This window comes from Streptomyces sp. NBC_00322 (genome assembly GCF_036147535.1).
GTDB lineage: Bacteria > Actinomycetota > Actinomycetes > Streptomycetales > Streptomycetaceae > Streptomyces.
The window spans coordinates 3,430,549-3,453,088 of the sequence record NZ_CP108019.1; the positions used below are offsets into that span (position 1 = coordinate 3,430,549).

Consider the following 22,540-nt stretch of genomic DNA (forward strand, 5'->3'; position numbering starts at 1 on the left):
CGGGGAGACTCAAGCCGCGTGCGGCTACTCCCCCTGCGCCCCCGGAGGGACCGGCACCGGAGTAGGGGCGAGCTCGATCGTCGTGGCACCGTACAGCGGCTGCGCGGCCCGCAGCGCCTGCTCCTTGCTGTACGCGCGCAGGTAGCCGACGACCGTGTTGGTCACCGCCACCAGCGGCACCGCCACCACCGCGCCGCCGATGCCCGCGGTCAGGCCGCCCGCCGCGACGGCGAGGACGACGGCGAGAGGATGGACCCGCACCGCGCGGCCCAGGATGAACGGCTGCAGCACATGGCCTTCGATCTGCTGCACGGCCAGCACGACGATCAGCACCATCAGCGCGGTGAACACGCCCTGGGTGACGAGCGCGACGACGACCGCCAGCGCGCCCGAGACGACCGCGCCGACGAGCGGGATGAAGGCGAACAGGAAGATGAACACGGCCAGTGGGACGGCCATCGGGACATCGAGGAAATAGATCCCGAAGCCGATGAAGATCGCGTCGATCAGCGCCACTATCACCGTGCCGCGCACATAGGCGGTCAGCGTGCGCCAGGCCCGCGGACCGGCTCCGGCGACACCCTCGCGGGCCTGCGCCGGGACCAGCTTGAGCACCCACTGCCAGATGCGCTTGCCGTCGTACAGCAGGAAGAGCGTGGAGAACATCGCCAGCAGTATTCCGGTGAGGATCTCCACCATCACCGTCACACCCTGCAGACCGGCCGAGGTGATCTCCTCGGTGTTGGTCCCGATGGTGTCGCTGAGGTTCTTGGCTATGTCGCTGATCTGCTGCTCGGTGACATGGAAGGGGCTGTCGAGCAGCCAGCGCTTGAGCTCCTCGATACCGTCCCTGACCCGGTCGGAGAGATCGTCGAGGTTGTCCATGACCTGCCAGACCACGAACCAGCCGACCAGGCCCATGACGACGAAGCCTGCGATCGCGGTGACGGCGGTGGCCAGTCCGCGCGGCAGGCCCAGTCTCTTCAGCCGGGCCACGGTGGGCTGGAGCAGCGCGGTGACGAGCAGCGCGGCGACGAAGGCGAGGACGACCAGTTGCACCGCGCTGATGATGCGGATCAACACCCAGAGCGTGCCTGCCAGTACGAGCAGCCGCCAGCCGGCCTCGGCTGCGACGCGGATGCCCCAGGGGATGGCCGCGACGGGATCGGGCCTCGCGGCTATGGCGGGGGCGTACGAGGGCGGCGGCGGGACGCTTCCCGAAGCCGACGGCGCGGCATCGGGCACGACAACGTCAGCCACGGCGACATCGGGCACGTCGTCCTTGGCCGCCTCGGTGCGCCGCTCCTCCAGGTGCTCGCCGATCCGGGTCAGAGAGGCGCCCATACCGGCAAGCCATCCTGGCAGTCTTGACATGATCTTCCCTCTTCCCCCCACCACTCCCCCCGGAGCTTTTTCGAACCCGACGGTACACGCACGAAGCCCCCCACCGTATGACGGTGAGGGGCTCCGCGAAGTTGAGCGGCGGCCGCATCTAGTACCAGTTGTTGGCCTGCCAGAACGACCACGCGCCACAAGGGCTGCCGTAGCGGTCGTTCATGTAGTTCAGGCCCCACTTGATCTGGGTTGCCGGGTTGGTCTGCCAGTCGTCGCCGGCCGAGGACATCTTCGAGCCGGGCAGTGCCTGGACGAGACCGTAGGCGCCGGAAGAGGCGTTCTGCGCCTGGTAGTTCCAGCTGGACTCGTGGTCCACGATGTTGCTGAAGCACTGGAACTGGTCACCGGGGATCATCTGCCGAGCGATTGCCTGGACCTCGGACACCGAGTAGGAGCTCTTCGCGGAGAAGCTCGACGCGTCGCGTACGGAGTCGCGGCTGGCACGCTCGGCCTTCGCCTCGGCCTCGCGCTCCGCCTTCTCCTCGGCGGCTTCCTTCTTCGCCTTGGCGGTCTTGGCAGCCTGGATGCGGGCGGCTTCCTCGGCAGACTTCTGCGCGGCCGCGTCGGCGGCAGCGGCCTGTGCGTCGGCCTGCTGCGTCAGGGACGAGACCTGAATCTGGGCCTGCTGGCCCACGGGTATGTCTGCGAGGAGAGTCGCGTCGGCTGCCGTTGCCTCGAGGTTGTCGCCCGAGGGCTGGACATTGCCCGACGCAACGCCCACGACGGCGCCGACGGTGGTGACCGCAGTGGCAGATGCCACCGCGAATCCCCGGACCGAGATCCGGCTCACACGGTTTCCTTCCAGCAGCTCCCGCTTAGGTGACCTCGCGGGCGCAATCGTGCCCCTGACGCTGGCCTCCCCTTGCTTGGGTCACGGGAGGCGCTGGCCCGGTGGGCAACTCCCCTCCGGGAGAAGCCGCATGATGCTCGCGGGCGGCATACGACGGCAGATCTTGAGTTGTGTGGTGCGGTGCACCTGGTGGTACTGGTGTGCCGTATGCGGGGCCTGACGGAAGCAAGACTCTGCCGGAAGCCGACGCCGCAAGGCAATTCTTCGTTACGTGTGAAAGGTCACATGCCGTTTGGGCCAGGGGTTTTACGGAAACCGGCGGACAGCACGACGCCGCCCGGCTACGCTCTTGCGCTTTGCCGGGCGGCGCCAACTGCCGTACTGCCCCAACCGCTTGCATTCCGTACTAGATCTGGCGGTCCTCCAGCATTTCGGTCACAAGCGCGGCAATCTGGGAGCGCTCGGAGCGGGTGAGAGTGACATGCGCGAAGAGCGGATGGCCCTTCAACTTCTCGACGACGGCGACTACTCCGTCATATCGGCCTACGCGCAGATTGTCCCGTTGTGCCACGTCATGCGTGAGAACAACCCGGGAATTGGCCCCGATACGGGACAGAACAGTCAGCAGGACGTTCCGTTCCAGGGACTGGGCCTCGTCGACGATGACGAACGCGTCGTGCAGCGAGCGGCCCCGGATGTGCGTGAGCGGCAGGACCTCGAGCATGCCCCGCCCCAGCACCTCCTCGATGATTTCTCGGCCCGCCACGGCCGAGAGCGTGTCGAAGACGGCCTGCGCCCAGGGGCTCATCTTCTCGGCCTCGGTGCCGGGCAGATAGCCGAGCTCCTGCCCGCCCACGGCGTACAACGGCCGGAAGACCATCACCTTCTGATGCTGCCTGCGCTCCAGGACCGCCTCGAGACCCGCGCACAGGGCCAGCGCCGACTTTCCGGTGCCGGCCCGGCCGCCCAGCGAGACGATGCCGACGTCCGGGTCGAGGAGCAGATCGAGTGCGATGCGCTGCTCGGCGCTGCGGCCGTGGATGCCGAAGGCCTCCCGGTCGCCGCGCACCAGCTGCACATTGCCCTCGGCCGAGACCCGGCCCAGCGCCTTGCCCCGCTCGGACTGCAGGACGAGGCCCGTATGGACGGGCAATTCGGCCGCCTCGGGGACGTACAGCGTCTCCTCTCCGTACAGCAGGTCCACCTGTTCGGCGGACAGCGGCAGTTCCGCCATACCGGTCCAGCCGGAGTCGGTGATGGCGAGCTCGGCGCGGTACTCCTCGGCGAGCAGGCCGACGGACGAGGCCTTGATACGCAGGGGCAGATCCTTGGAGACGACCGTGACGTCGTACCCCTCGGCCTGGAGGTTGCGTGCTACCGCCAGGATCCGTGAGTCGTTGTCCCCCAATCGGAAGCCGGCCGGAAGGACGCCGGGATCGGAGTGGTTGAGCTCGACACGGAGCGTGCCTCCGAGGTCGCCCATGGGGATGGGGGCGTCGAGGCGTCCGTACCGGATCCGGTAGTCGTCCAGCAGGCGCAGCGCCTGGCGGGCGAAGTAACCGAGCTCCGGATGGTGCCTCTTGGCCTCCAGCTCTGTGATGACCACGATCGGGAGCACGACTTCATGCTCGTCGAAGCGGGTCAGAGCGTTCGGGTCGGCCAGCAGGACGCTGGTGTCGAGAACATAGGTGCGCCTGTCGGGCATGCGGCGCTTTGTGCTGGTCACCACGGAAGGACGTACCCCCTCGGATCAGGTCGGGGTGCGACTGCGACGGCGTCGCGGGGGGATGGGGCCGGGCTCGGGCGCCGATGCGCGGGCCGAACACCGGCCCTCCCCGTCGTCCGTGCAGGTGCTGCACGGTCGTCCTGGTGCAAAGGGCCTCCCGGGTGAGCGGACTCCATGCCACTCACTCTGGAAGGGATATTCCCTCGAACACGCGCAGCCATGCCATGGCATATGACGGCGCATGGATGAACAGGGGGTAACAGCACTCACCCGGGTGTACGTGAGCCGCGGGAATCCCGTCAGGAGCCGTAGCGGCGGTGACGCGCCGCGTAGTCGCGCAGCGCGCGCAGGAAGTCGACCTTGCGGAAGGCCGGCCAGAAGACTTCGCAGAAGTAGTACTCGGAGTGGGCGCTCTGCCAGAGCATGAATCCGGACAGACGCTGCTCGCCGCTGGTGCGGATGACCAGGTCGGGGTCGGGCTGGCCGCGGGTGTAGAGGTGCTCGGAGATGTGCTCGACGTCGACGATCTCGGCGAGCTCCTCGAAGCTCGTGCCCTTGCTGGCGTGCTCCAGCAGCAGGGAGCGGACGGCGTCCGCGATCTCCTGGCGGCCTCCGTAGCCGACGGCGACGTTCACGAGTATGCCGTCGATGCCTACGGTCGCCTGCTCGGCTTCCTTCAGTACGGACTGGGTGCGGGCGGGCAGCAGGTCGAGCGTGCCCACGTGGTGGACGCGCCAGCGGCCGTCGGCGGCCAGGTCGCGGACCGTGTCCTCGATGATGCCGAGCAGCGGGATCAACTCGTCCTCGGGCCGGTCGAAGTTGTCCGTGGACAGCATCCACAGCGTGACGACCTCGACATCGGTCTCGTGGCACCAGCCGAGGAACTCGGAGATCTTGTCGGCCCCGGCCTTGTGGCCCTGCGCGGCGGTACCGCCGGACGCCTTGGCCCAGCGACGGTTGCCGTCGAGGATGACGCCGATGTGCTTGGGCACCTGGGCGTGGTCGAGGCGGCCTTCCACCCGGCGTGCGTAGAGCCCGTACACCAGGTCGCGCAAGTTCACTGAGTTCACCTCTCGGTTCTGTCGGGCGCACCGGCCCTTTGTCGGGTCCGGGGGCTCCGCGGCGCCGGCCGCTGATGTCTCAGACCCCGGGAGATGCAGCACAGTCCCTGACCCCCGTGTGCGGCAGTCCCCGAAGCCGCCACAGTACTGCGCACGGGCCACGGCGGCCCAACCTGGTCTGTCACAAGTCCGTGATAAGGAGGGATGCGTGACTGATTCCCCTTTCTACCGAGCCTCCGCGGACCGCTACGAGTCGATGGAGTACCGGCGCAGTGGCCGCTCCGGGCTCAAGCTCCCCGCGATCTCCCTCGGTCTTTGGCACAACTTCGGCGACGACCGTTCCCTGGACTCGCAGCGTGCGATTCTGCGCCGCGCCTTCGACCTGGGTGTGACGCATTTCGACCTGGCGAACAACTACGGGCCGCCGCCCGGTTCGGCCGAGCTGAACTTCGGAAAGATCTTCGCACAGGATTTCTCTGCATATCGCGATGAACTGGTCATTTCGACCAAAGCGGGCTATCTGATGCACCCCGGACCCTACGGCGAGTGGGGTTCGCGGAAGTATCTGCTGTCCTCCCTCGACGCCTCCCTGAAGCGGACCGGTCTGGACTACGTCGACATCTTCTACTCGCACCGTTTCGACCCGGACACTCCGCTCGAGGAGACGATGGGCGCGCTGGCCTCCGCCGTGCAGCAGGGCAAGGCGACGTACGTGGGCGTGTCCTCGTACAACGCGGAGCAGACCGCCGAGGCGGCCGGCCTGCTGAAGGACATGGGCGTCCCGGCCCTCATCCACCAGCCTTCGTACTCCATGATCAACCGCTGGATCGAGGACGACGGCCTGCTCGACACGCTGGAGAACGCGGGCATGGGCTGCATCTCCTTCGTACCGCTCGCCCAGGGGCTGCTTACCGACAAGTACCTGAAGGGCATCCCGGCGGGCTCGCGGGCCACGCAGGGCAAGTCCCTGGACCCGAACCTGCTCTCCGACGAGGTCACCCGGCGGCTGCGCGGCCTGAACGACATCGCCGCGTCACGCGGTCAGTCGCTCGCCCAGCTGGCGCTGTCCTGGGTGCTGCGGGATCCGCGGATGACGTCGGCGCTGATCGGCGCCTCCAGCGTGCAGCAGCTGGAGGAGAACGTCGCGGCGCCGGCCGGACCACCGCTGAGCGCCGAGGAGTTGAAGGAGATCGACACCTTCGCCGTGGACACCGCGGGCACCAATATCTGGGCCGGACGGAGCTGAGGGAGCGCCGGGAAGGCGGAGAGGAACATAAAACGGGCCGGTCCGTGGGGGGGATACGGACCGGCCCGAGGGGGGGTTTCCACCATAACCCTTCGTAAGCGGTGCCGAGTGCCACGCCATGCCGTAACCACGCTCCGGATATGCGGACACGGTGGGGCGCCCCAGGCCCGGGCCCGGAAGCGGCGGCCTGCGGGCCCCGCGCCCGCCCCGGAGCCGTAGCCCCCAAGAGGGACCCGGCCGCGGGCGCGCCGTTGACGCCGCAGGTCCTACGTCCCGTCAGACAGCCCGCTCCTTGGCTTTGCTGGCGAGGATCTGCCCCAGATGAGGGCTTCCACTTTCTGCCGACGACGTCCACGGCGGCATCGAGACCGCAGCTGTGGTCCGCATCGGTGGGGTAAGGAGGACAGAAGCTGACCTATATGGCTCCTAGAGTCGTCCGCATGACGACACACAGAGTGACGTGGAGCGAGGCAGGCGCCCGGCGCCTGGAGCGACAGGGACTGGCTGCTCCCGCCAAGAGCTCTCCGGCGGGGATCGCCGCCGCCATGCTCGGAGCGCATGCCCAGGTGCTGTCCGCCGCCGAGCTGTCGCTCGCGCTGCGGCTGGACGGCGGCGCGACCCGGGCCGATGTGCGCGAGGCGCTGTGGAGCGAGGGCAGCCTGGTGAAGACGTACGGGCCCCGCGGCACCGTTCATCTGCTGGCCGCGGCCGATCTTCCGCTGTGGACCGGGGCGCTGTCCGCGATCCCGGCCGGTCCGAGCCCGATGCCCGCGGATGTACGGATGACGGCCGAGCAGACCGAGCAGGTCGTCGCGGCCATCGGGGACGCACTCGCCGGCGCCGAGCTGACGATCGACGAGCTGACCGAGGCGATCGTCGCGCGCACCGGCTCCTGGGCCGGCGACCGGGTGATGGACGCCTTCCAGGACAAGTGGCCGCGCTGGCGTCAGGTCATGCACAGGGCCGCGCACCGCGGGGTGCTCCGCTTCGCGCCCAACCGCGGCCGCAAGGCGACCTACACCAGCCCGTGCGTCGCCCCCATGGACGGGCCTGCCGCCTCGGCCGCCCTCGTGGACCGCTATCTGCGTGCCTACGGGCCCGCGACGCCGACGCACTTCGCGAAGTGGCTGGCCGCGCCGAAGGCCTGGGCCGACGGCCTGTTCACCTCACTCGCGGACAAGGGACGGATCGAGGAGGTCGTGTTCGAGGGCAGCCCGGCGTGGGTGGCCTCGGGCGATACCGGGTTTCCGGACGAGCGTGCCCGGGGCGTGCGGCTGCTGCCGTACTTCGACGCGTACACGATCGCCTCGCAGCCGCGCGAGCTGCTCTTCCCCGGTGTCGCCTACGAGCGGGCGCTGGCCGGCGGGCAGGCCGGGAACTTCCCGGTGGTGCTCGTCGACGGGACCGTCGCCGGCGTCTGGCACCAGCGCCGGTCCGGGCGGCGGATCGCCGTGACGGTGGAACCGGTCGGGAATGCGCTCAAGACCGCCGAGCGCCGCCGGGAGCTGGAGCAGCAGGCCGAGCGGGTGGGCGAAATCCTTCAGGGGCGGGCCGAGTTGACGGTGGGCAGGGTCACGGTCGGCCCTCATGCCTGAGGCACCGGGTCGGGCTTGGCAGCGCTGTCACGACAGGGTGTGTCCGGTGGTGCTGTCGACATGCCCCGGGATCTCGCCCTCGTGCCGGTCGCCCGTCGTCCTCGTACCGGAGGGCTCGAACATAAGGATCGAGCCGCCGGGCGACGAGGGCTTGTGCTCGGTGCCCTTCGGTACGACGAAGGTGTCGCCCTGGCGGAGCTCGACGGTGGACTCGGTGCCGTCGGCGGCACGCAGGGCGATGTCGAAGCGCCCGTCGAGTACGAGGAAGAACTCGTCGGTGTCCTCGTGGACGTGCCAGACGTGCTCTCCGGCGGTGTGGGCGATCCGTACGTCGTAGTCGTTCATACGGGCGACGATGCGAGGGCTGTAGACCTCGTCGAAGGAGGCCAGGGCTTCGGTGAGATTGACCGGCTTGTAGTCCATACGGCCGATACTGCCCGGCGAAGGCCGCGTTGTCTTGTACGTATACGGGGACCCGGTTCTACGGCAGCGCCGCCAGGGCTCCGAGCAGTACTCCGGCCAGCGCGCCCACGGTCATGAACGGCCCGAAGGGGATCGCGGTCTTGCGGCTCGCGCGGCGCAGGGCCATCAGCCCGAGCCCGTACAGCGAACCCAGCAGAAAGCCCGCGAAGGCTCCGGCGAAGAGGATCGCCCAGCCGTACCAGCCGAGAACGACGCCGAGCGAGAGGGCGAGCTTGACGTCGCCGAAGCCCATGCCGTTCGGGTGGATCAGGAAGAGCACGAAGTAGGCGGCACCGAGGACGAGCCCGCCGAACAGCGCCGTGGGCCAGGAGCCGCCGTCGCCGGGGAGCAGCGCGGCGAGCCCGAGGAGGGCCGCGGCCGCGACGGCGAGCGGGAGGGTCAGCTGGTCGGGCAGGCGGTGGACGGCTCGGTCGACGAGGGCCAGTAGTACGGCAAAGGGCGTGAGCAGCAGCCAGACGGCCAGTTCGGGGCGGGGCCCGGTGGCGGCGGCGAGGGCCGCGCACACGAGGGCGGTGGTGAGCGGAACGAGCGGCTGGGGGCGGGGTGCGGGCACGCCTTGTGCTTGCGCTGTGCCTTGTGCCGTACGGGCCGGAACGGCCGTGGCGCAAGCTACACATCGCGCCCCGCCGATCCACCCCCGCGCGGGCCCGGTGAACGGGTGCCCCTCGGCGCAGGCGTCGCGCCACGCCTCCTCCGGCTCGACGGAGAGCCGGTAGGCGGCGCGCGGCAGGAGCAGCCCGGCGCCCGCGCCCCACAGGGCGGCGACGGCGATCAGCGTGGCGTACACGGCAGCGAGCGTAGGCCGGGATGGGCGGGCCGGTCATGGGCCCTGGGGCCCACTCCTGCCGGTCCGGGGCCCACAGGGGGTGTGCCGGGCGCTACGGTCTACGTCCATGAGTGGACGGCGTCAATGGCTGGGCGGCACAGGGACGTTGACCGTGGCCGGGCACGAGAGCAGTGTCCCGGTGGAGATCGCGGCGACCTACGGGCCGCGGCGGCGCGGGCTGCTGGGGCGGGACGGGATCGCGGGCGCGATCCTGCTGACACCGTGCAACAGCGTGCACACCTTCCGGATGCGCTTCACCATCGATGTGGCCTACCTGGACAAGGAGTTGAGGGTCGTCCACGTCCACACCATGAAGCCGGGACGGCTCGGTCTGCCGCGCCTTCGGGCACGGCATGTGCTGGAGGCGGAGGCCGGGGCGATGGCGGGATGGGGCCTGGTCCCGGGCGTGCTGGTGACGATCAACTGAGCTTCGCCACCTGGGCGGTGAGCAGGACGCGCGGGATCCGCGGGGTCGCCGGGCCCTCCAAGTTCGCGGTGTAGTACGTCGCGAGCGTGCCGCCGCAACGTACGACCTGGAAGACCAGGGGCACGGGATCGCCCTCGAAGTCACCGGTGACCTGATAGGCGAACGCGTCGTCGCCCACCTTGGCGACGGGCAGCGCCTTCACGCTCCTGTACGTCGAAGGGCCCTCGCCGCCGCTCGCCGCGAAGCCGCCCTTGCAGGCCTCGACGGCGGTACGCAACCGGCTGAGCACTGTCGCCGCGCCCTGCGCCCCGTGGGCGGTGAGGAACTCGGAGACTGCGGGCCGGTCGTCCTTGGCGCCGGTGAGCTGACGATAGGCCGAGGCCTGGGCGAGGGGTTCCGGCTTGCCGTTGATGACGGCGGTGAGCGGGGCACACTCGGGCTTGTCGGCGCTCTCACCCTGGGACGGCGGGGCGCCCAGGGAGCCGACGTCGAAGCCCGGGACATCGCCCTTGGCGAGGATGGCCTGCTCCAACTCGGCCTTGGAGAGGTCCTTTTGGGCAGTGGCGGGGGACGGCGACGCGGGTGCTTCCGGAGTCGGGTCCTGGGTGGCGGGCCTCGCGGCGGCGGTCTCCTTCTTCGGCTGCTGCGGTTTTCCGGCAGTGTCGTCCTCGCCGCCGCAGCCGGCCGTGAGCCCCACGGCAAGGGCAAGCGCTGCTGCCGCCACCGCCGTGCGCCGCTGCGTCATCCGTGCCCACCTCGTCCGATGTCGGGGTCCGGTCGCCGCACGCTAACAGCGGTGTCCGCGCCGCCGCATGGGCCCACGGACCCAAAGGCCTGCCGCTAAGGCCTTCGGCTCGGCGCGCCTCGGAGTCCGGGCCAGCGGTCGAGCATGGCCCGCCGCATGTCCGCGCCGAGCCGCCCGAGGCCGCCCAGGGCTTCTGTGCCGCCGCTCATCCCGGCCACCACCCCCAGCCGGTGCACCAGCCGCTCCCGCGCGCTCACCGTCCCCCACTCCCAGTCCCCGTCCATGACCCGGGCCAACTGGTCGACTGTCCCGCGCTCCGCGCGCTGAACCAGCGCGTCGCCCCGGATCAGCCACCCCGCACAGGCGTCGGCGAGCTCACCCTCGACATCAGTACCGGTCGCTTCCCGCCAGGTCGTGCGGTAGGCCGACTCGGCCTGTGCGAGCAGCGGTTCGTGGGCGGCGGTCACGCACCAGCAGGTGGGGAAGCCGATCCGCAGATACGCCAGTTCCATCAGCGCATTGCCGAGGCATGCCTGCTCGAAGTCGATGAAGCGAATGCCGTCCTCGGTGTGCAGGTCGTTGCCCGGGCACGGGTCGCCGTGCAGCAGGGCGCGCGGCCCGTCCAATGCGGCCAGTCTGTCGAGGAGTTGGGCCAGTTCGTCCTGGACCCCGTCCGGGAGCGGGACCCCGAGCGCGTCGGCGAGTCCCAGAAACGACACGATGTCCTTCGCGTCGGGCCCTGCCCACGGCGGGAGCTCCGCGCCGCCCCCGTCCGCGCCCGCCGCATGCAGCCGGGCGAGCGCTGCCGCGTACCGGACCTCCCATCCCGCGCGCGGCTGCCTGTGCTCCACGTACTCCAGCACCAGTACGCGCTCGGCACAGTCCGTACCCCACAGGCTGGGCACAACGGGCGGTTGGACCGGTGAAGCGAGCCGCAGCGCGGCCACCTCGCGCGCGTAGCGCTCATCGGCGCCCTGACCGGCGACGAGCTGCTTGACGACGGCCGTGCCCCCGTCGAGCTCGACGCGCCACACCGCGGACCGCGGGCTGCTCTCCAGCAGCCGGGCGCGCCGCGGCACACCCAGTTCGTCACGAAGCCGGGCGCCGAAAGGCACTCTCACATCTGATCCCCCGTTGCGGCGTCCCTTTCCGCGTCCCATTCCGCGGCCGTTTCCGCGTCGTCCTCCCAGGGGACGTGCCGGGGCCGCCTGCCCCGCCACCACTGCGCCTCGTCGGCGTCGGCCATCGGAACCGTATACGTACGGAAGAGGGCGTCGAGCTGCCCGAGGGCCGTCCGCAAGGGCTGCACATACGCCTCCGGAAGCCTCGGTTCCAGGACCTCCAGCTCGTCACGCTCGGCCAGGTCCTCCTCGTACAGATCCGGACGGTAGCGCCCCGACGGCGCCCAGTCCCGCTCCAGCCTCCGCACCAGCCGCTCCCACGTCACCAGCCCGATGCGGGCCGCGTCGGCCTCGCTGCCCGCCGAACTGTCCGGGACGGCGGCATTGAAGGCATCGGTCACCGGGAGGTCGATGCGTTCCTCGCGCAGGATCTCCGGCAGCAGGGTCACCTGGACTTCCGGCAGATCCGGCACCGGCGCCTCGACGGCGTCGACGACATACGGGTCCTCGTTCTCGTCCGGTTCGTAGAGCCTGGCCCGCGTCACCAGCCCGTCGGCGGTCACCGCCCAGTACGCGCTCGGCGGGAAGGCTTCGGCCGGGTAGAGCACCGTCGTCCCGGCCCGCGCCGCGAACCGGCGCGCCAGCTCGGCCTCGTCGAGGGTCCCGTCCGTCCCGTCGGCGACATACACGTCGAGCAGGAGGCCGAGCCCCCCGGCGGGCAGCCGGGTGTAGGCGCAGAGCACGGGGGCGTCCCAGCTCCTCGCCTCCGGGTCCGCGTCCGCGTCGGCCACATCGACTTCGGCGGGTGCGACGCCGACGGCTCCGGCGAGCACGGCGACGAGCACGTCGGGCTCGAGCAGGCCCACGGTGAACAGGTCACCCGTCACGGGTACGTCCCGTCGTAGATCTTCTTGGCTTTCTCCACGGCACCTGGATTGTTCGCGAACCGCGGGTTCCGAGTCAACGCAGGCACGTCCGTTCGCCCACCCGCTTTGGCAATCTCCTTGAGAGCCGCGTATTCGTTCCGGTTCAGCTCGACGAGCCCGTTGCCGGAGATCGGGAAGGTCCGCCCGTTCTCCTCGACGCCGTATTTGCGGCCGTTGATCTCATACGCACTGCCGTTGTCGACAAGTTTCGCCTTGCCCTCGGCGATGCCCTGGATATCGCCTTCGATCTCGGCCTCGCGCCCCTTGAGGATGACCGTGTTCTTCTCCTTCACCATGCCGTTCCTGGCCCCGGCGACGGTGTGACGCGGATGCGGCGGCTTGAGCTTCTTCCCGGCAGCGGGGCCCTTGACGCTCGGATCCGCGTCCCACTCCTTGCAGGGGTTGTTGTTGTGCACGAGGGCGTACGAGGACCCGATGCCCACGTAGTAGGCATGGATACCGGCGACCGCCAGGTCGTACGTCGTCTGCCGCACGGCGTACCGGGAAACCGCCCCGACCCTCAGCGAACTCCCGCCCGGCCCCCTCAGCTCGTCCCCGGCCACGATCTCGCCCGCGTCCGCCCACCGCCGCTCGTCCACGAGCCAGAACGGGTGCGTGTCGGTGGCGGTGACCGTACCCGCCGGCGTGCTCAGCCGGGTGAAGTGCTTGTCGTCGTACGTCGTGAAGGTGTCCGTGACCCGCCGCAACGCGGTGACCCCCTTGACCGGATCGGTCGCAACCACCCGGTCCCCCACGCGCACCGACTCGATCGGAACCCTGACCCCGCCCGCAAGCAGAACCCGAGTGCCGGGAAGGAAACTGTGGCCGGCAGGACAGGTCGGCTTGTCGGGCTTCTTCCGCTTCTCGGGGTCCCACTTCTTCCGCGCGTCCTCGAGCGCCTTCTCGGCATCCTTGACGCGCTTGCGGTTCTTGATGAGACCCGTGAGCGCGTCGTACAGCTCCCCGCCGTGCTTCTTGAGCTTTCTGACAAGCTCGACGGCTTTCTTCCACTTCCAGGGCGCCCCGTACTTCGCGGCAAGCTTCCCGACGGCGCCGCCGATCAGGCTGAGCAGCACATTGACGAGCGTCTCGGTGCAGGCGCCCATGTCGCCCTTGGTGATGCAGTCGAGCGCATCGGTGATCCCGAGCTCATCGGCAAGAATCTTCGCGAGCTCCTTGGCGGCCTCGATGGCCTTGTCCTGATCGGACTTCTCGGCGGTCTGGGCGTCCTGGAGCTCTTTGAGGGCCTTTTCGTAGTCGATCTGGGACTGGGGCTTCTGGCCGGCGCCGGGATCGTCGTCGGACCCGTCGGTTCCGTCATCGGATGGTGGCTGATCGTCGGCGGCCGGGTCGTCGCCCGCCTGGGGATCACCGCCGCCACCAACGCCACAACTGCCGCCGACCGCCTGGCAGATCTTGTTCCCGATGGTCTTCCCCACCTCGGGCACACCACCGGTCGCCACCAGCGCGCCAATGATGGCGATCACCACCACGACCAGACCGATGTACTCCACCGCGGTCTGCCCCGACTGCGACTTCCGCAGCCCGAGTGCCCTGGCATCGGTGCGCGGCAACAGCGCACGCATCCGCCGGCGAAGCTGACGCACTACCCCCATACGCGACATGCACACGACGCTAAGGCGCGGTGCATGCTCAGTCGTGGGCCCCAGGACCCAAAGTCGGGCTCACTACTGCCCGGCACATGAAGTGGGCCCCGCTGCAAGGTGATTGCGGCGGAGCCCACTGAGCTTCGTACCGAGAATCGCTCCCCGTCCCCGGAGTCTAGGAGGCAGTGCCTCGCGGGAAGGAGACCTCCACACGCCGGTTCTTCCGGCGGTTCTCCTCGGAGTTGTTCTCGGCGATCGGGAACTGTTCGCCGTATCCCCGGATCTCGTAGCTGATGCCTACGGCCGCGAGTTCCTGCGAGAGCACACCGTGCACCGCGGCGGCGCGCTGCCTGGACAGCACATCACCGTGCTCGGCCGAGCCCAGGTCGTCCGTGAAGCCGAACACCCGTACCTTCTTGGCGTTCTGCTTCTTGATCTCCTCGGCAATCGCCTTGATACGGGCGTCTGCATCGCTGCTCAGCTTTGCGCTGTCCTTGCCGAAGAGGACCTCGGCCTGCAGGCTGAACTTGACCTCGGAATTCGAGTCCTCGCGCTGCTCATTGCCCGCCTCGTCGCCGACGACCTGCTTGATCTCCAGAACCTTGGCAGCGGCGAGCGTGGCACCGTCGACCATCTTGAGGTCCGGGTCGCTGACGTCGATCTTCCCCTCGTACACGGAGGTCGCTTTGGGGCGCGGTCCGTCGTCGGCTCCTGCCGACGGAACGGCAACAACAATCAGAGCAAGGGCAATGGAGCCGATGATTACGGCCCTGCCACGCACGAATCCGGTACTGGTTCGCATGCCTCACTCGCTTCCGAGCCGGAGCGTCGCAGACTGGAAGGTAGGCAGCGAGAACGTCACCTGGTTCACGGTCTCGGGCGGCGCCGGGAACTGCATGAAGACCGGAGTCGACGACTTGGCCTTGACGCTGCTGACTGTGGTGACCAGCGGCCGGTTTTCCGTGTCACGCAGGACGTAGTAGCGCTTCTTCTCCTTGGCATCCACCAGGGTGGCGCCGGCCACTGAGCCACCGCCGACCGCAGTATTGACGTCGAGTTCGGAACCGGACCAGTCGGATGTGTGGTTGAAGTCGTTGTCCGTGGTGTTCCGCATGTTCCCCTGGACCGTCACAAACCCGCCGGAGTCGCGGACGGCGGCGGTGATGTCCAGCTCCATCCCGTCCTCGCCCTTGAGCGTCGTCAGGACCTTGTCCGGTCCTGGGTTCGCGCTTCCGGGATTCCCTTTGTCACCCTGATCGGCCGCACCCCCGTTGTCAGGAGTCGACGACTGGCCGGCATTTGAGCTCTTATCGGGTTTGTCACCGTCGCTGCCGCACGCGGCCAGCGTGAAGGTCAGCGCCACCGCGGCGGTGACGGCCGCCGCCGCCCTGCGCGCCCCTGAGATCTGCCGCATGCTCATCACTGCGATTCCTCTGCTAGTTGTCACTCGGTCAGTTCGGGTCGATCAGACGGACGGTGAAGAGATCAGCCAGGTCCGGCACGCTACCGAGGTCGTCCGGATCGATCAACGAACCCAGGCCGTCGCAATCCAGCTTCGCTCCACTGAGCGAACATTTCGGCACGACAACGCCTCTGGCCTTTGCCTCGCCCTTCTCGTCCGCCGTACCCGGGATCACCGAATCACCGATGGTTTTCTTTGTTTCGACTCCGACCGTGAAACCCCAGTACTCCCCGTAGTACGGCTGGCAACTGGTCCTGTCCGAGTCATTCTTCTGCGCGTACTCATCGGCGGCTTGACACGCCGCGCCGGGACCGAACCCGCGTCCGAGAATGAGGTCCGCCCAGTCGTCGGGCAGCTTCGGCCCGAGCAGTTCTTCGACGATCTGATCCCGCGCATCCCGGGCTGCGGCCAGCGCGGCGGCGTCGGCAGCACCCTGGGCGCCATTTCGCTGGTCGGCGGACTCCCCGACCACGAAATACGCAAACGCGAGGAAGAGCAGGCCCGCCACCACCGTGATGTAGATGGGGAAAGCCTGCCCTGCCTCGCGTTGCCTGGTGTGCAATCCGACGATCAGCCCGACTTGCCGGAGGTGCCGATCACGTCCTTGATCTTGTTGCCGATCTCCTTGCCGATGTCCCCCTTCATGGTCACCACGATCGCGATGATCGCGATGACCGCCACCAGCATGCCGATGTACTCGACCGAGGTCTGCCCCTTGTCGGCCCTGCGGTTCATCCGCTCGATCGCCGTGTTCTTCCAGCCGCTCACACGAAGCTGCGTCGCAACCGCCGCCTTGAGCGCGATGTCCTTCGACATGATGTTCCCCTCCGGGTCCGGCCGGCCGCACACCGGCCGGTTCGCACGTCTCTTGTGTGCCTTCCGCGTAACCGGCTTCCTCCTGGCCGGTGCCGCTTTCGACGCGAGAAACGTACGACGGACGGGTGGTCCCCGCAGAGGGTCCCAGGGCCCAATCCAAGGCCCAAAGAGAGGGATGGGCCTGTCCGTTCCGACTGTGGGCCCGGCGGCCCGCACCGCACATCGCCGTACCGTCAGCCATGGCCGGCCGCCCCCCTCGGCATGCCGCCACCGCTGTGGCCATGTGCCGTGCCGAGCCATACCGCGATGGCTTCGCTCCGGCTGGTGCTGTGCAACTTGGCGAAGATGCGGTTGATGTGGTTCTTGACCGTCTTCTCGCTGATGAAGCAGGTCGCGGCGATCTGCTGATTGGTCATGCCCGACGCGATCAGATCCATCACCTCCACCTCCCGCGAGCTAAGGCCGAACTCCGTCCTGGACCCCGCGCGTCGAGTCGGCCCCCGTGGAGCTGCCGCCTGCCGCGCCTCCAAGGACTGTCCCACATCTGGTTGCATACGCGAAGCGTCATGCAGCGGCTGCAATGGGTTTGATACATAGGAGCCGCCTTGGTGCCCGAAGTTGGACGTCTGGCACGGATCGGTTTGCGATGCAGAACCATGTGCAGTCGCACCCTGATGCCCCAGCCCCTCGGGAAGCTGCTGAGGCCCGGCCGGCGGGCGCTCGCCCCGCAGATGGGCGAGCAGGGCGTTGGCGGCGGTGGCCGTGAAGTGGGCCCGGCCCTGCCTGATGTCCCGTACCGCGTCGACGAGTTGGTCCGCGGCGAACTCTCCGTGGACCAGGTAGCCGCCCGCGCCCAGGCGCAGCGCCTCGTGCACGATCTCGCTCTCTCGGCTGTACGTCAGCATCAGCACCGGGGCGATCCGCACCAGATGCGGAAGCGCGGAGATGCCGTCGACGCCCGGCATCCTGACATCGAGCAGAACGACGTCAGGACGGTGTTGCTGGGCGGCCTCATAGGCCTCGCGTCCGTCTGCTGCCTCAGCGACGACCGCGATGTCCTCGCGGCCGGAGAGCAGCGCATGGAGCCCGGCCCGTACGACGGGGTTGTCGTCGGCGACCACGACCCGAAGCGGTGTCGGCGTCACCGGAGCGGGGAGGGCGGGGAACCCTCCGGCTGCCGCGGCCGGCGGGGGAAGCGGTACCTGGGCGGGTGTGTGCTCGGAGCGGATGGGCGTGCTGTGCGAAGACGTGTGCTGGGACACGTGCGACGCCGGCAGGTGCTGTCCTGATGTGTACGACGAATCGTCCGGCATGGTGCGGCCTCCTTTCAGTGTGTGGGGAACTGATGCGGCTGGGGACTGGCTGGTGCGGTGAGCGGCGGGTGTACGGCGGCGGGCAGGCCACTGGGCAGCAAGGCGTTGACGGGGATTTCGAGGCGGACTTCGGTTCCCTTGGTCGCCCGTCCGCGTCCAATGCGGATACGGGCGCCGATTCCGGCAGCACGCTCGACCATGCCGACGAGTCCGAAGTGGCCCGCCTTTCTGAGGTCGTCGAGCGACGTGCCCGGCGGCAGGCCGCACCCGTCGTCGCAGACGCTGATGCGCAGCGCTCTGTCGACGACTCCCACGGACACGTCGATGCAGGTGGGGCGGGCATGGCGGTGGGCGTTCTCCATCGACTCGGACACGATGGTCAGTAAGTGCCGCGCGACGGCGTGCGGGACTTCGGGTACGGGCAGTTCGCCGTGGGTGCGCAAGGTGGCCCGCATCCCGGTCCGCCGGGCGAAGTCGTCGGTGCGGGCGGCGAGTTCCGCGACCACGTCGACGCCTGCGGCTTCGATATCGCTCTGGCGGCGCAGGTCGGAGAGCAGTTCACGGGATTCGGCGGCCGCACGGCGGGCGGATCTGGCGACCACTTCGGCCTGGTGCTTGACGGTGAGTGGGTCCATACGGTCGGCGGAGGAGGCCAGACCGTCCGCGGCCATCGCCACACCGTGCAGGGTCTTGGCGACGGAGTCGTGCATCTCACGTGCCAGACGGGCACGTTCACCTTGGACGGCCTCGGTCACCGCGAGCCGCGAGCGTACGTCGCTGAGTGCCTGCGTCGCCGTACCGAAGCGGAGCATCAGCTGGCGCAGGCTGACCCCGACGGCACCCAGCACGGCACACAGGCCGGGCAGAAGTGTGGACCCGGCGATGGAGACCTGGAGCTCGGTATTGGCGGCGTACGCGGCGAAGATGATCAGGATGGTCAGTGCGGCGAAGACGCCGGCGCCTCGCCATCCGTAGACCAGGCCGGCCAGCAGCGGCGTACAGATGGTGACGTAGCTCAGGGGGCTGGCCGGGGTGGCGGTGATCAGCAGCAGCGCGCCGAAGAAGGCGTCGATGCCTAACAGCCAGGGATGCCGCAGCAGCAGCGGGCCGAAGCGCTCCCAGTCGCGGAAGAGTACGTACGAGCCCATGAAGGTGGCCAGGATCGCGATGCCGACGAGGACGGTCGGCCAGCCGGATGCCGCACCCACGACGGCGAAGGGGGTGGCCAGTGCGATCATCGCCAGCCGGAATCCGAAGACCTGGCGGCACATGGCCTGGAGCGCGCTCAGCTGGATCCTGAGCGCGGGCTCGGCGGGAACGACATCGCCGGAGGCGACGCCGAGCAGGCCGTGCGCCGTCATGGCGCCGGCCGGTCCGGTCGACAGCTGGTGCAGTGCCATGGAACTCTCCCCCTTCCCCGGGATCCCCTGCTCATCCGCCGAGGCTCATGCCCGAGCCGAGGAACATGCCTGCCCCGATGAGCAGGATGGTGGCCGGGACCATGAGCATGGTCACGATGCCCGTTGCCTGAGGGACGGCTTTGGATGCCCGGCGGCGGGCATTCTGGGCGTCCGTGCGGCGCATGTCGTTGGCGATGGCTATCAGGGTGTCGACGATGGGCGCACCGAGTTCCTCGCCCTGCTGCAGGGCGGTGACGAACTGGGCGACCTGCTCGGACGCGTTGCGCTTGCGCAGCTGCTCGAAGGCGTCGCGGCGGCTCATCCCCATGTCCATCTGGCGGAGCGTGATCTTGAGCTCGTCGGCCCAGGGGCCCCGGTAGCGCTCCGCCACCCGGTCGAGGGCCTGGCGGAAGCCGAGGCCCGCGGAGACGACGACCGCCAGCACGTCGAGGAAGTCCGGCAGCGTTCGTTCGATGGCGGCCTTGCGCGCGCGGGTGGCCGCCCAGATCCCCACCTCCGCCCACCAGATGCCGAACGCCACGAACAGCAGGGCGAGGACGGGGTGCGCGTTGATGAGCAGGGCGAATGCCCCGAGCGCGCCGATGAAGCCGTAGACCGCGCGGCGGGCTGCGTAGCGGTCCACGGTCAGGCCACCGGGGTTGCCCGCCATGTCGAGTCGTATGCGCAGCTTGTTGACTCGTTTGGCGCCCATCATGCGCAGCACCGCGGGCGCGTAGCGCATGCCGAGGCGGTCGATGCCGCTTCCCACGGCGCTGGTGCGGGTGGAGCCCATTTCGAGGGCGAGTGCCAGGTCCGAGGGCAGTTTGGCGTCGGCGCGGTAGAGCCTGATCCCGTAGAACATGCCGGTGACGGACAGTCCGGCGGCGAGTGCGAGCAGCAGTTCCATGACCCCCCTCAGACTTCGATCTTGGCCAGTCGGCGGACGAGGAAGAAGCCGACGAGGTAGAGCCCGAGGGCGATCAGGACGACCGCCTGCCCCAGGGTGTTTCCGGTGATCTTGTCCAGTGCGCCGTCCCACACGCTGTCCATGAGCATCAGCATCGCCAGGCCCATCCCGGGGACGATGTACGCGGTCAGCGTCACCTGCGACAGCTGGGTTCTGACCTCGCGGCGGGTCTCCTTGCGCTCTTCCAGCGTCTCCGTGAGGTTGCGCAGGGAGCTGACGATGGCGCCGCCGGAGCGGTTCGACAGGACGAGGGTGGTGACGAGGACGACCAGTTCGCGGGAGGGCAGCCGGTCCGCCAGCTCGCCGAGAGCGTCGTCGATCGAATGCCCGAGGGCGAGGGCGTTGGCGACCTTGGCCAGTTCGTCTCCCGCCGGCTCTTCCAGCTCCTCGGCGGCCAGGCTGATCGCCATCCGCAGGGCCAGTCCGGCCTGGGTGGCGTTCGCGATGATGCGGGAGAGTTCGGGCAGCTGGTTGATGAATTTCTCGATGCGCTTCTGGCGCTGCCAGTTGAGGAACGCGAACGCGGACCAGAGCGCGATCACTCCCGCGATCGGGCCGAAGAAGGTGGCGAGTACCGAGCTGGCGAGGAGCCAGAAGCCGGCAACGGCAGCGACCATGTAGACGAAGAACTCACCAGGCGTGAGATCGAGACCGGTGGCCGCGAGACGTTGCTCGATCTTCTTGCCGAAGCGCGTCTGCTTGAGTCTGCGGTCGACGCCCCTGAAGCGCCGTCGCCGCCCGGGAGTGGTGATCTGCTGCGTCGATGACAGGCGATGCTCGAGCGCCGCGCGCTGGGCCTTGCCCGAGGCGTACGTATGGACGCCCGCGATCAGGAGCGCGCTGAAGAGCAGGGTGGCGCCGATCGTCAGCTGATCCAGTCGATTCATTTCCTGGCACCTACTCGCTACTTGGCTTCTCTGGAGGCGAGTTGTTCGTCGGACTGTGCGATACCGAAGGCTTGCGGGACGGGCTGGCCGGTCATGTAGAAGCGGTCGGCGACGCGGCGGGGCAGCGGGTAGTACTCGAACTGCCCGTAGATCTTCCCGTCGGCTCCCATCGGCCGGGACAGGAAGCGGCACACAGAGACGATCTTGAAAGGCTCGCGCCCGTGCGAGTCGAGGACCGCGATCTCGGTGATCTTCCTGGAGCCGTCGGCATGGCGGGTGAGCTGGACGATGACATCGACGGCGGAGTTGATCTGGTCCTGCAGGGCCGCGAAGGGGACCTCCACCTCGGACATCGAGGCGAGGGTCTGCAGTCGCATCAGCGCGTCCTCGGCGCTGTTGGCGTGAACGGTGGCGAGTGAACCGTCGTGACCGGTCGACATTGCCTGGAGCATGTCAAGCGTTTCACCGCCACGGACCTCACCGACGATGATGCGGTCCGGGCGCATGCGCAGCGAGTTGCGTACCAGGTCGCGAATGGTGATCCGTCCCTTGCCCTCGACGTTCGGAGGGCGGGACTCCAGTCGGATCACATGCGACTGCTGCAGCTGCAGCTCGGCCGAGTCCTCGATGGTGATCACGCGCTCGCCTTCCGGGATCAGTCCGGAGAGGGCGTTGAGCAGGGTCGTCTTTCCGGTGCCGGTGGCGCCGGACACGATGATGTTCATCTTGGACTGCACCAGCGCCGAGAGCAGATAGAGCATGGGCTCGTCGAGCGATTCCAGGCCGATCAGCTCGCGCAGCGTGAAGGCCCTGGGAAAGCGGCGGATGGTGAGAATGGCGCCCGTCAGCGACAGCGGAGGAATGATCACGTTGACCCGCTCGCCGCTGGGGAGCCGGGCGTCGACCATCGGATTCGACTCGTCCACCCGGCGGTTGACCGTGGAGACGATGCGCTCGATGGTCTGCATCAACTGGTCGTTGGAGGCAAAGCGCATCGACAGTTGCTCGACCCGGCCACCGCGCTCCACGAAGATCTGATCCGGGCCGTTGACCATGATCTCGGAGACGGACGCGTCCTCCAGCAGAGGTTCGAGGATGCCGAGCCCGAGCGCTTCGTCGACGACGCGCCGGATCAGCTGGGCGCGCTCGACGGTGGAGAGGACGGGGCCTTCCCGGCTGATGATGTGGCCCAGTACACGCTCCAGGCGGACGCGGCGCTCCACCGCGGCCAGCGCCGACATCTCCGCGAGGTCGATCTCCTGAAGCAGCTTCGCCCGGTAGGTCGCGACGAGATGACCGTCTTCACGGTTCCCGCCGTTCTCCTCGGGGGCGCCTCGGCGCTCCAGAAGGCTCATCGGTTCTCCAACTCTTTTGCTCGGCCGGTCTATTCGTCGGTGCGCGGCATGGTGGACGTACGCTTCACCGGGTCGAAGCTGAACCCGGGGATGACCGAGGGGATGTCGACGGTGGCCGTCGCCTCGGCGTCCTCGGCAGAACCGCTCATGTCAACGCGGGTGCCCGACTTGATGAGATCGCTGACGGCCGCCTCACCGGCCGCCTTGGCGGCGGCATCGTCGTTGCTCTGCGAACTGATACGGGCCGCCGTGCGAGCGGCCGTGCCCGCCTGCTGCATGGCGTAGGCGGCCAGACCGAACTGGACCAGGCAGATCCCGATGAGAATCAGGATCGGCAGGAATCCGATGTACTCGACCGCGGTCGCGCCCTTGTCTTCTCTGCGCCTGGTCAT

23 protein-coding genes are annotated in these 22,540 nt (G+C 68.7%); 3 read left to right on the plus strand and 20 right to left on the minus strand.

Going from position 1 to position 22,540, the window contains the following annotated elements; translation table 11 throughout:
- Positions 1-24: 24 nt before the first annotated feature.
- From OG905_RS15315 to OG905_RS15330, 4 genes are all read right to left on the minus strand, one after another.
- Positions 25-1,374 carry an AI-2E family transporter gene (locus OG905_RS15315; protein WP_328670005.1) on the minus strand — a complete coding sequence of 450 codons (1,350 nt, stop codon included), beginning with the start codon at positions 1,372-1,374 and terminating at the stop codon, positions 25-27.
- 118 nt (positions 1,375-1,492) lie between these two features.
- Positions 1,493-2,185, minus strand: a complete 693-nt coding sequence (locus tag OG905_RS15320) for a transglycosylase SLT domain-containing protein (protein ID WP_328670006.1) — start codon at positions 2,183-2,185, stop codon at positions 1,493-1,495.
- 406 nt (positions 2,186-2,591) lie between these two features.
- Entirely contained in the window at positions 2,592-3,914 is a 1,323-nt protein-coding gene (locus OG905_RS15325) for a PhoH family protein (protein WP_328670007.1), read from the minus strand.
- Between the two features lie 296 nt (positions 3,915-4,210).
- The gene (locus OG905_RS15330; RefSeq protein WP_328670008.1) at positions 4,211-4,972 is read right to left on the minus strand and encodes an isoprenyl transferase; all 762 of its coding nucleotides are present in this window, start codon (positions 4,970-4,972) and stop codon (positions 4,211-4,213) included.
- Positions 4,973-5,180: 208 nt separating this feature from the next.
- Between OG905_RS15330 and mgrA the strand changes: the two genes are divergently transcribed.
- Both mgrA and OG905_RS15340 read left to right on the plus strand, forming a co-directional pair.
- A complete protein-coding gene (gene mgrA, locus OG905_RS15335; RefSeq protein ID WP_328670009.1) occupies positions 5,181-6,218 on the plus strand; it encodes an L-glyceraldehyde 3-phosphate reductase in 1,038 nt (345 codons plus the stop codon).
- A 440-nt stretch (positions 6,219-6,658) separates the two neighbouring features.
- Complete coding sequence (locus tag OG905_RS15340) at positions 6,659-7,813, plus strand: winged helix DNA-binding domain-containing protein (RefSeq protein ID WP_328670010.1); 1,155 nt, start codon at positions 6,659-6,661, stop codon at positions 7,811-7,813.
- Positions 7,814-7,840: 27 nt separating this feature from the next.
- On the opposite strand, the gene OG905_RS15345 is transcribed toward OG905_RS15340, so the two are convergent.
- Together OG905_RS15345 and OG905_RS15350 are read right to left on the minus strand one after the other, a co-directional pair.
- The gene (locus OG905_RS15345) at positions 7,841-8,236 is read right to left on the minus strand and encodes a cupin domain-containing protein (protein ID WP_328670011.1); all 396 of its coding nucleotides are present in this window, start codon (positions 8,234-8,236) and stop codon (positions 7,841-7,843) included.
- Between the two features lie 58 nt (positions 8,237-8,294).
- Positions 8,295-9,083, minus strand: coding sequence for an A24 family peptidase (locus OG905_RS15350; RefSeq protein WP_328670012.1), 789 nt, complete (start codon positions 9,081-9,083; stop codon positions 8,295-8,297).
- Between the two features lie 106 nt (positions 9,084-9,189).
- Here OG905_RS15350 and OG905_RS15355 point away from each other — a divergent pair, with 106 nt between their 5' ends.
- Positions 9,190-9,549 (plus strand): DUF192 domain-containing protein, encoded by a 360-nt coding sequence (locus OG905_RS15355; RefSeq protein WP_328670013.1) that lies wholly within the window; start codon positions 9,190-9,192, stop codon positions 9,547-9,549.
- Here OG905_RS15355 and OG905_RS15360 read toward each other — a convergent pair.
- The 14 genes from OG905_RS15360 to OG905_RS15425 form a co-directional block, all read right to left on the minus strand.
- Positions 9,542-10,294 carry a hypothetical protein gene (locus OG905_RS15360; RefSeq protein ID WP_328670014.1) on the minus strand — a complete coding sequence of 251 codons (753 nt, stop codon included), beginning with the start codon at positions 10,292-10,294 and terminating at the stop codon, positions 9,542-9,544. The genes OG905_RS15355 and OG905_RS15360 overlap by 8 nt on opposite strands.
- A gap of 95 nt (positions 10,295-10,389) precedes the next feature.
- Positions 10,390-11,454, minus strand: a complete 1,065-nt coding sequence (locus tag OG905_RS15365; RefSeq protein WP_443043949.1) for a phosphotransferase — start codon at positions 11,452-11,454, stop codon at positions 10,390-10,392.
- Positions 11,412-12,302: a hypothetical protein gene (locus OG905_RS15370; RefSeq protein WP_328670016.1), complete on the minus strand. Its 891-nt coding sequence runs from the start codon at positions 12,300-12,302 to the stop codon at positions 11,412-11,414. Before OG905_RS15370 ends, OG905_RS15365 begins: the two co-directional genes overlap by 43 nt.
- Positions 12,299-13,966, minus strand: coding sequence for a polymorphic toxin-type HINT domain-containing protein (locus tag OG905_RS15375; protein WP_328670017.1), 1,668 nt, complete (start codon positions 13,964-13,966; stop codon positions 12,299-12,301). Before OG905_RS15375 ends, OG905_RS15370 begins: the two co-directional genes overlap by 4 nt.
- Before the next feature lie 157 nt (positions 13,967-14,123).
- The gene (locus OG905_RS15380; RefSeq protein WP_328670018.1) at positions 14,124-14,750 is read right to left on the minus strand and encodes an OmpA family protein; all 627 of its coding nucleotides are present in this window, start codon (positions 14,748-14,750) and stop codon (positions 14,124-14,126) included.
- Positions 14,751-14,753: 3 nt separating this feature from the next.
- Positions 14,754-15,368: a hypothetical protein gene (locus OG905_RS15385; RefSeq protein WP_328670019.1), complete on the minus strand. Its 615-nt coding sequence runs from the start codon at positions 15,366-15,368 to the stop codon at positions 14,754-14,756.
- Between the two features lie 31 nt (positions 15,369-15,399).
- A complete protein-coding gene (locus OG905_RS15390; RefSeq protein WP_328670020.1) occupies positions 15,400-15,972 on the minus strand; it encodes a pilus assembly protein TadG-related protein in 573 nt (190 codons plus the stop codon).
- Positions 15,973-15,980: 8 nt separating this feature from the next.
- Entirely contained in the window at positions 15,981-16,226 is a 246-nt protein-coding gene (locus OG905_RS15395) for a hypothetical protein (RefSeq protein WP_266486991.1), read from the minus strand.
- Positions 16,227-16,459: 233 nt separating this feature from the next.
- Entirely contained in the window at positions 16,460-17,539 is a 1,080-nt protein-coding gene (locus tag OG905_RS15400; protein WP_328670021.1) for a response regulator transcription factor, read from the minus strand.
- A gap of 14 nt (positions 17,540-17,553) precedes the next feature.
- Positions 17,554-18,900 (minus strand): sensor histidine kinase, encoded by a 1,347-nt coding sequence (locus tag OG905_RS15405; RefSeq protein ID WP_328682360.1) that lies wholly within the window; start codon positions 18,898-18,900, stop codon positions 17,554-17,556.
- 70 nt (positions 18,901-18,970) lie between these two features.
- A complete protein-coding gene (locus OG905_RS15410) occupies positions 18,971-19,846 on the minus strand; it encodes a DUF5936 domain-containing protein (RefSeq protein ID WP_328670022.1) in 876 nt (291 codons plus the stop codon).
- Between the two features lie 8 nt (positions 19,847-19,854).
- Positions 19,855-20,793, minus strand: a complete 939-nt coding sequence (locus tag OG905_RS15415; RefSeq protein WP_328670023.1) for a type II secretion system F family protein — start codon at positions 20,791-20,793, stop codon at positions 19,855-19,857.
- A 17-nt stretch (positions 20,794-20,810) separates the two neighbouring features.
- The gene (locus OG905_RS15420) at positions 20,811-22,148 is read right to left on the minus strand and encodes a CpaF family protein (RefSeq protein ID WP_328670024.1); all 1,338 of its coding nucleotides are present in this window, start codon (positions 22,146-22,148) and stop codon (positions 20,811-20,813) included.
- Positions 22,149-22,177: 29 nt separating this feature from the next.
- The gene (locus OG905_RS15425) at positions 22,178-22,540 is read right to left on the minus strand and encodes a TadE/TadG family type IV pilus assembly protein (RefSeq protein ID WP_328670025.1); all 363 of its coding nucleotides are present in this window, start codon (positions 22,538-22,540) and stop codon (positions 22,178-22,180) included.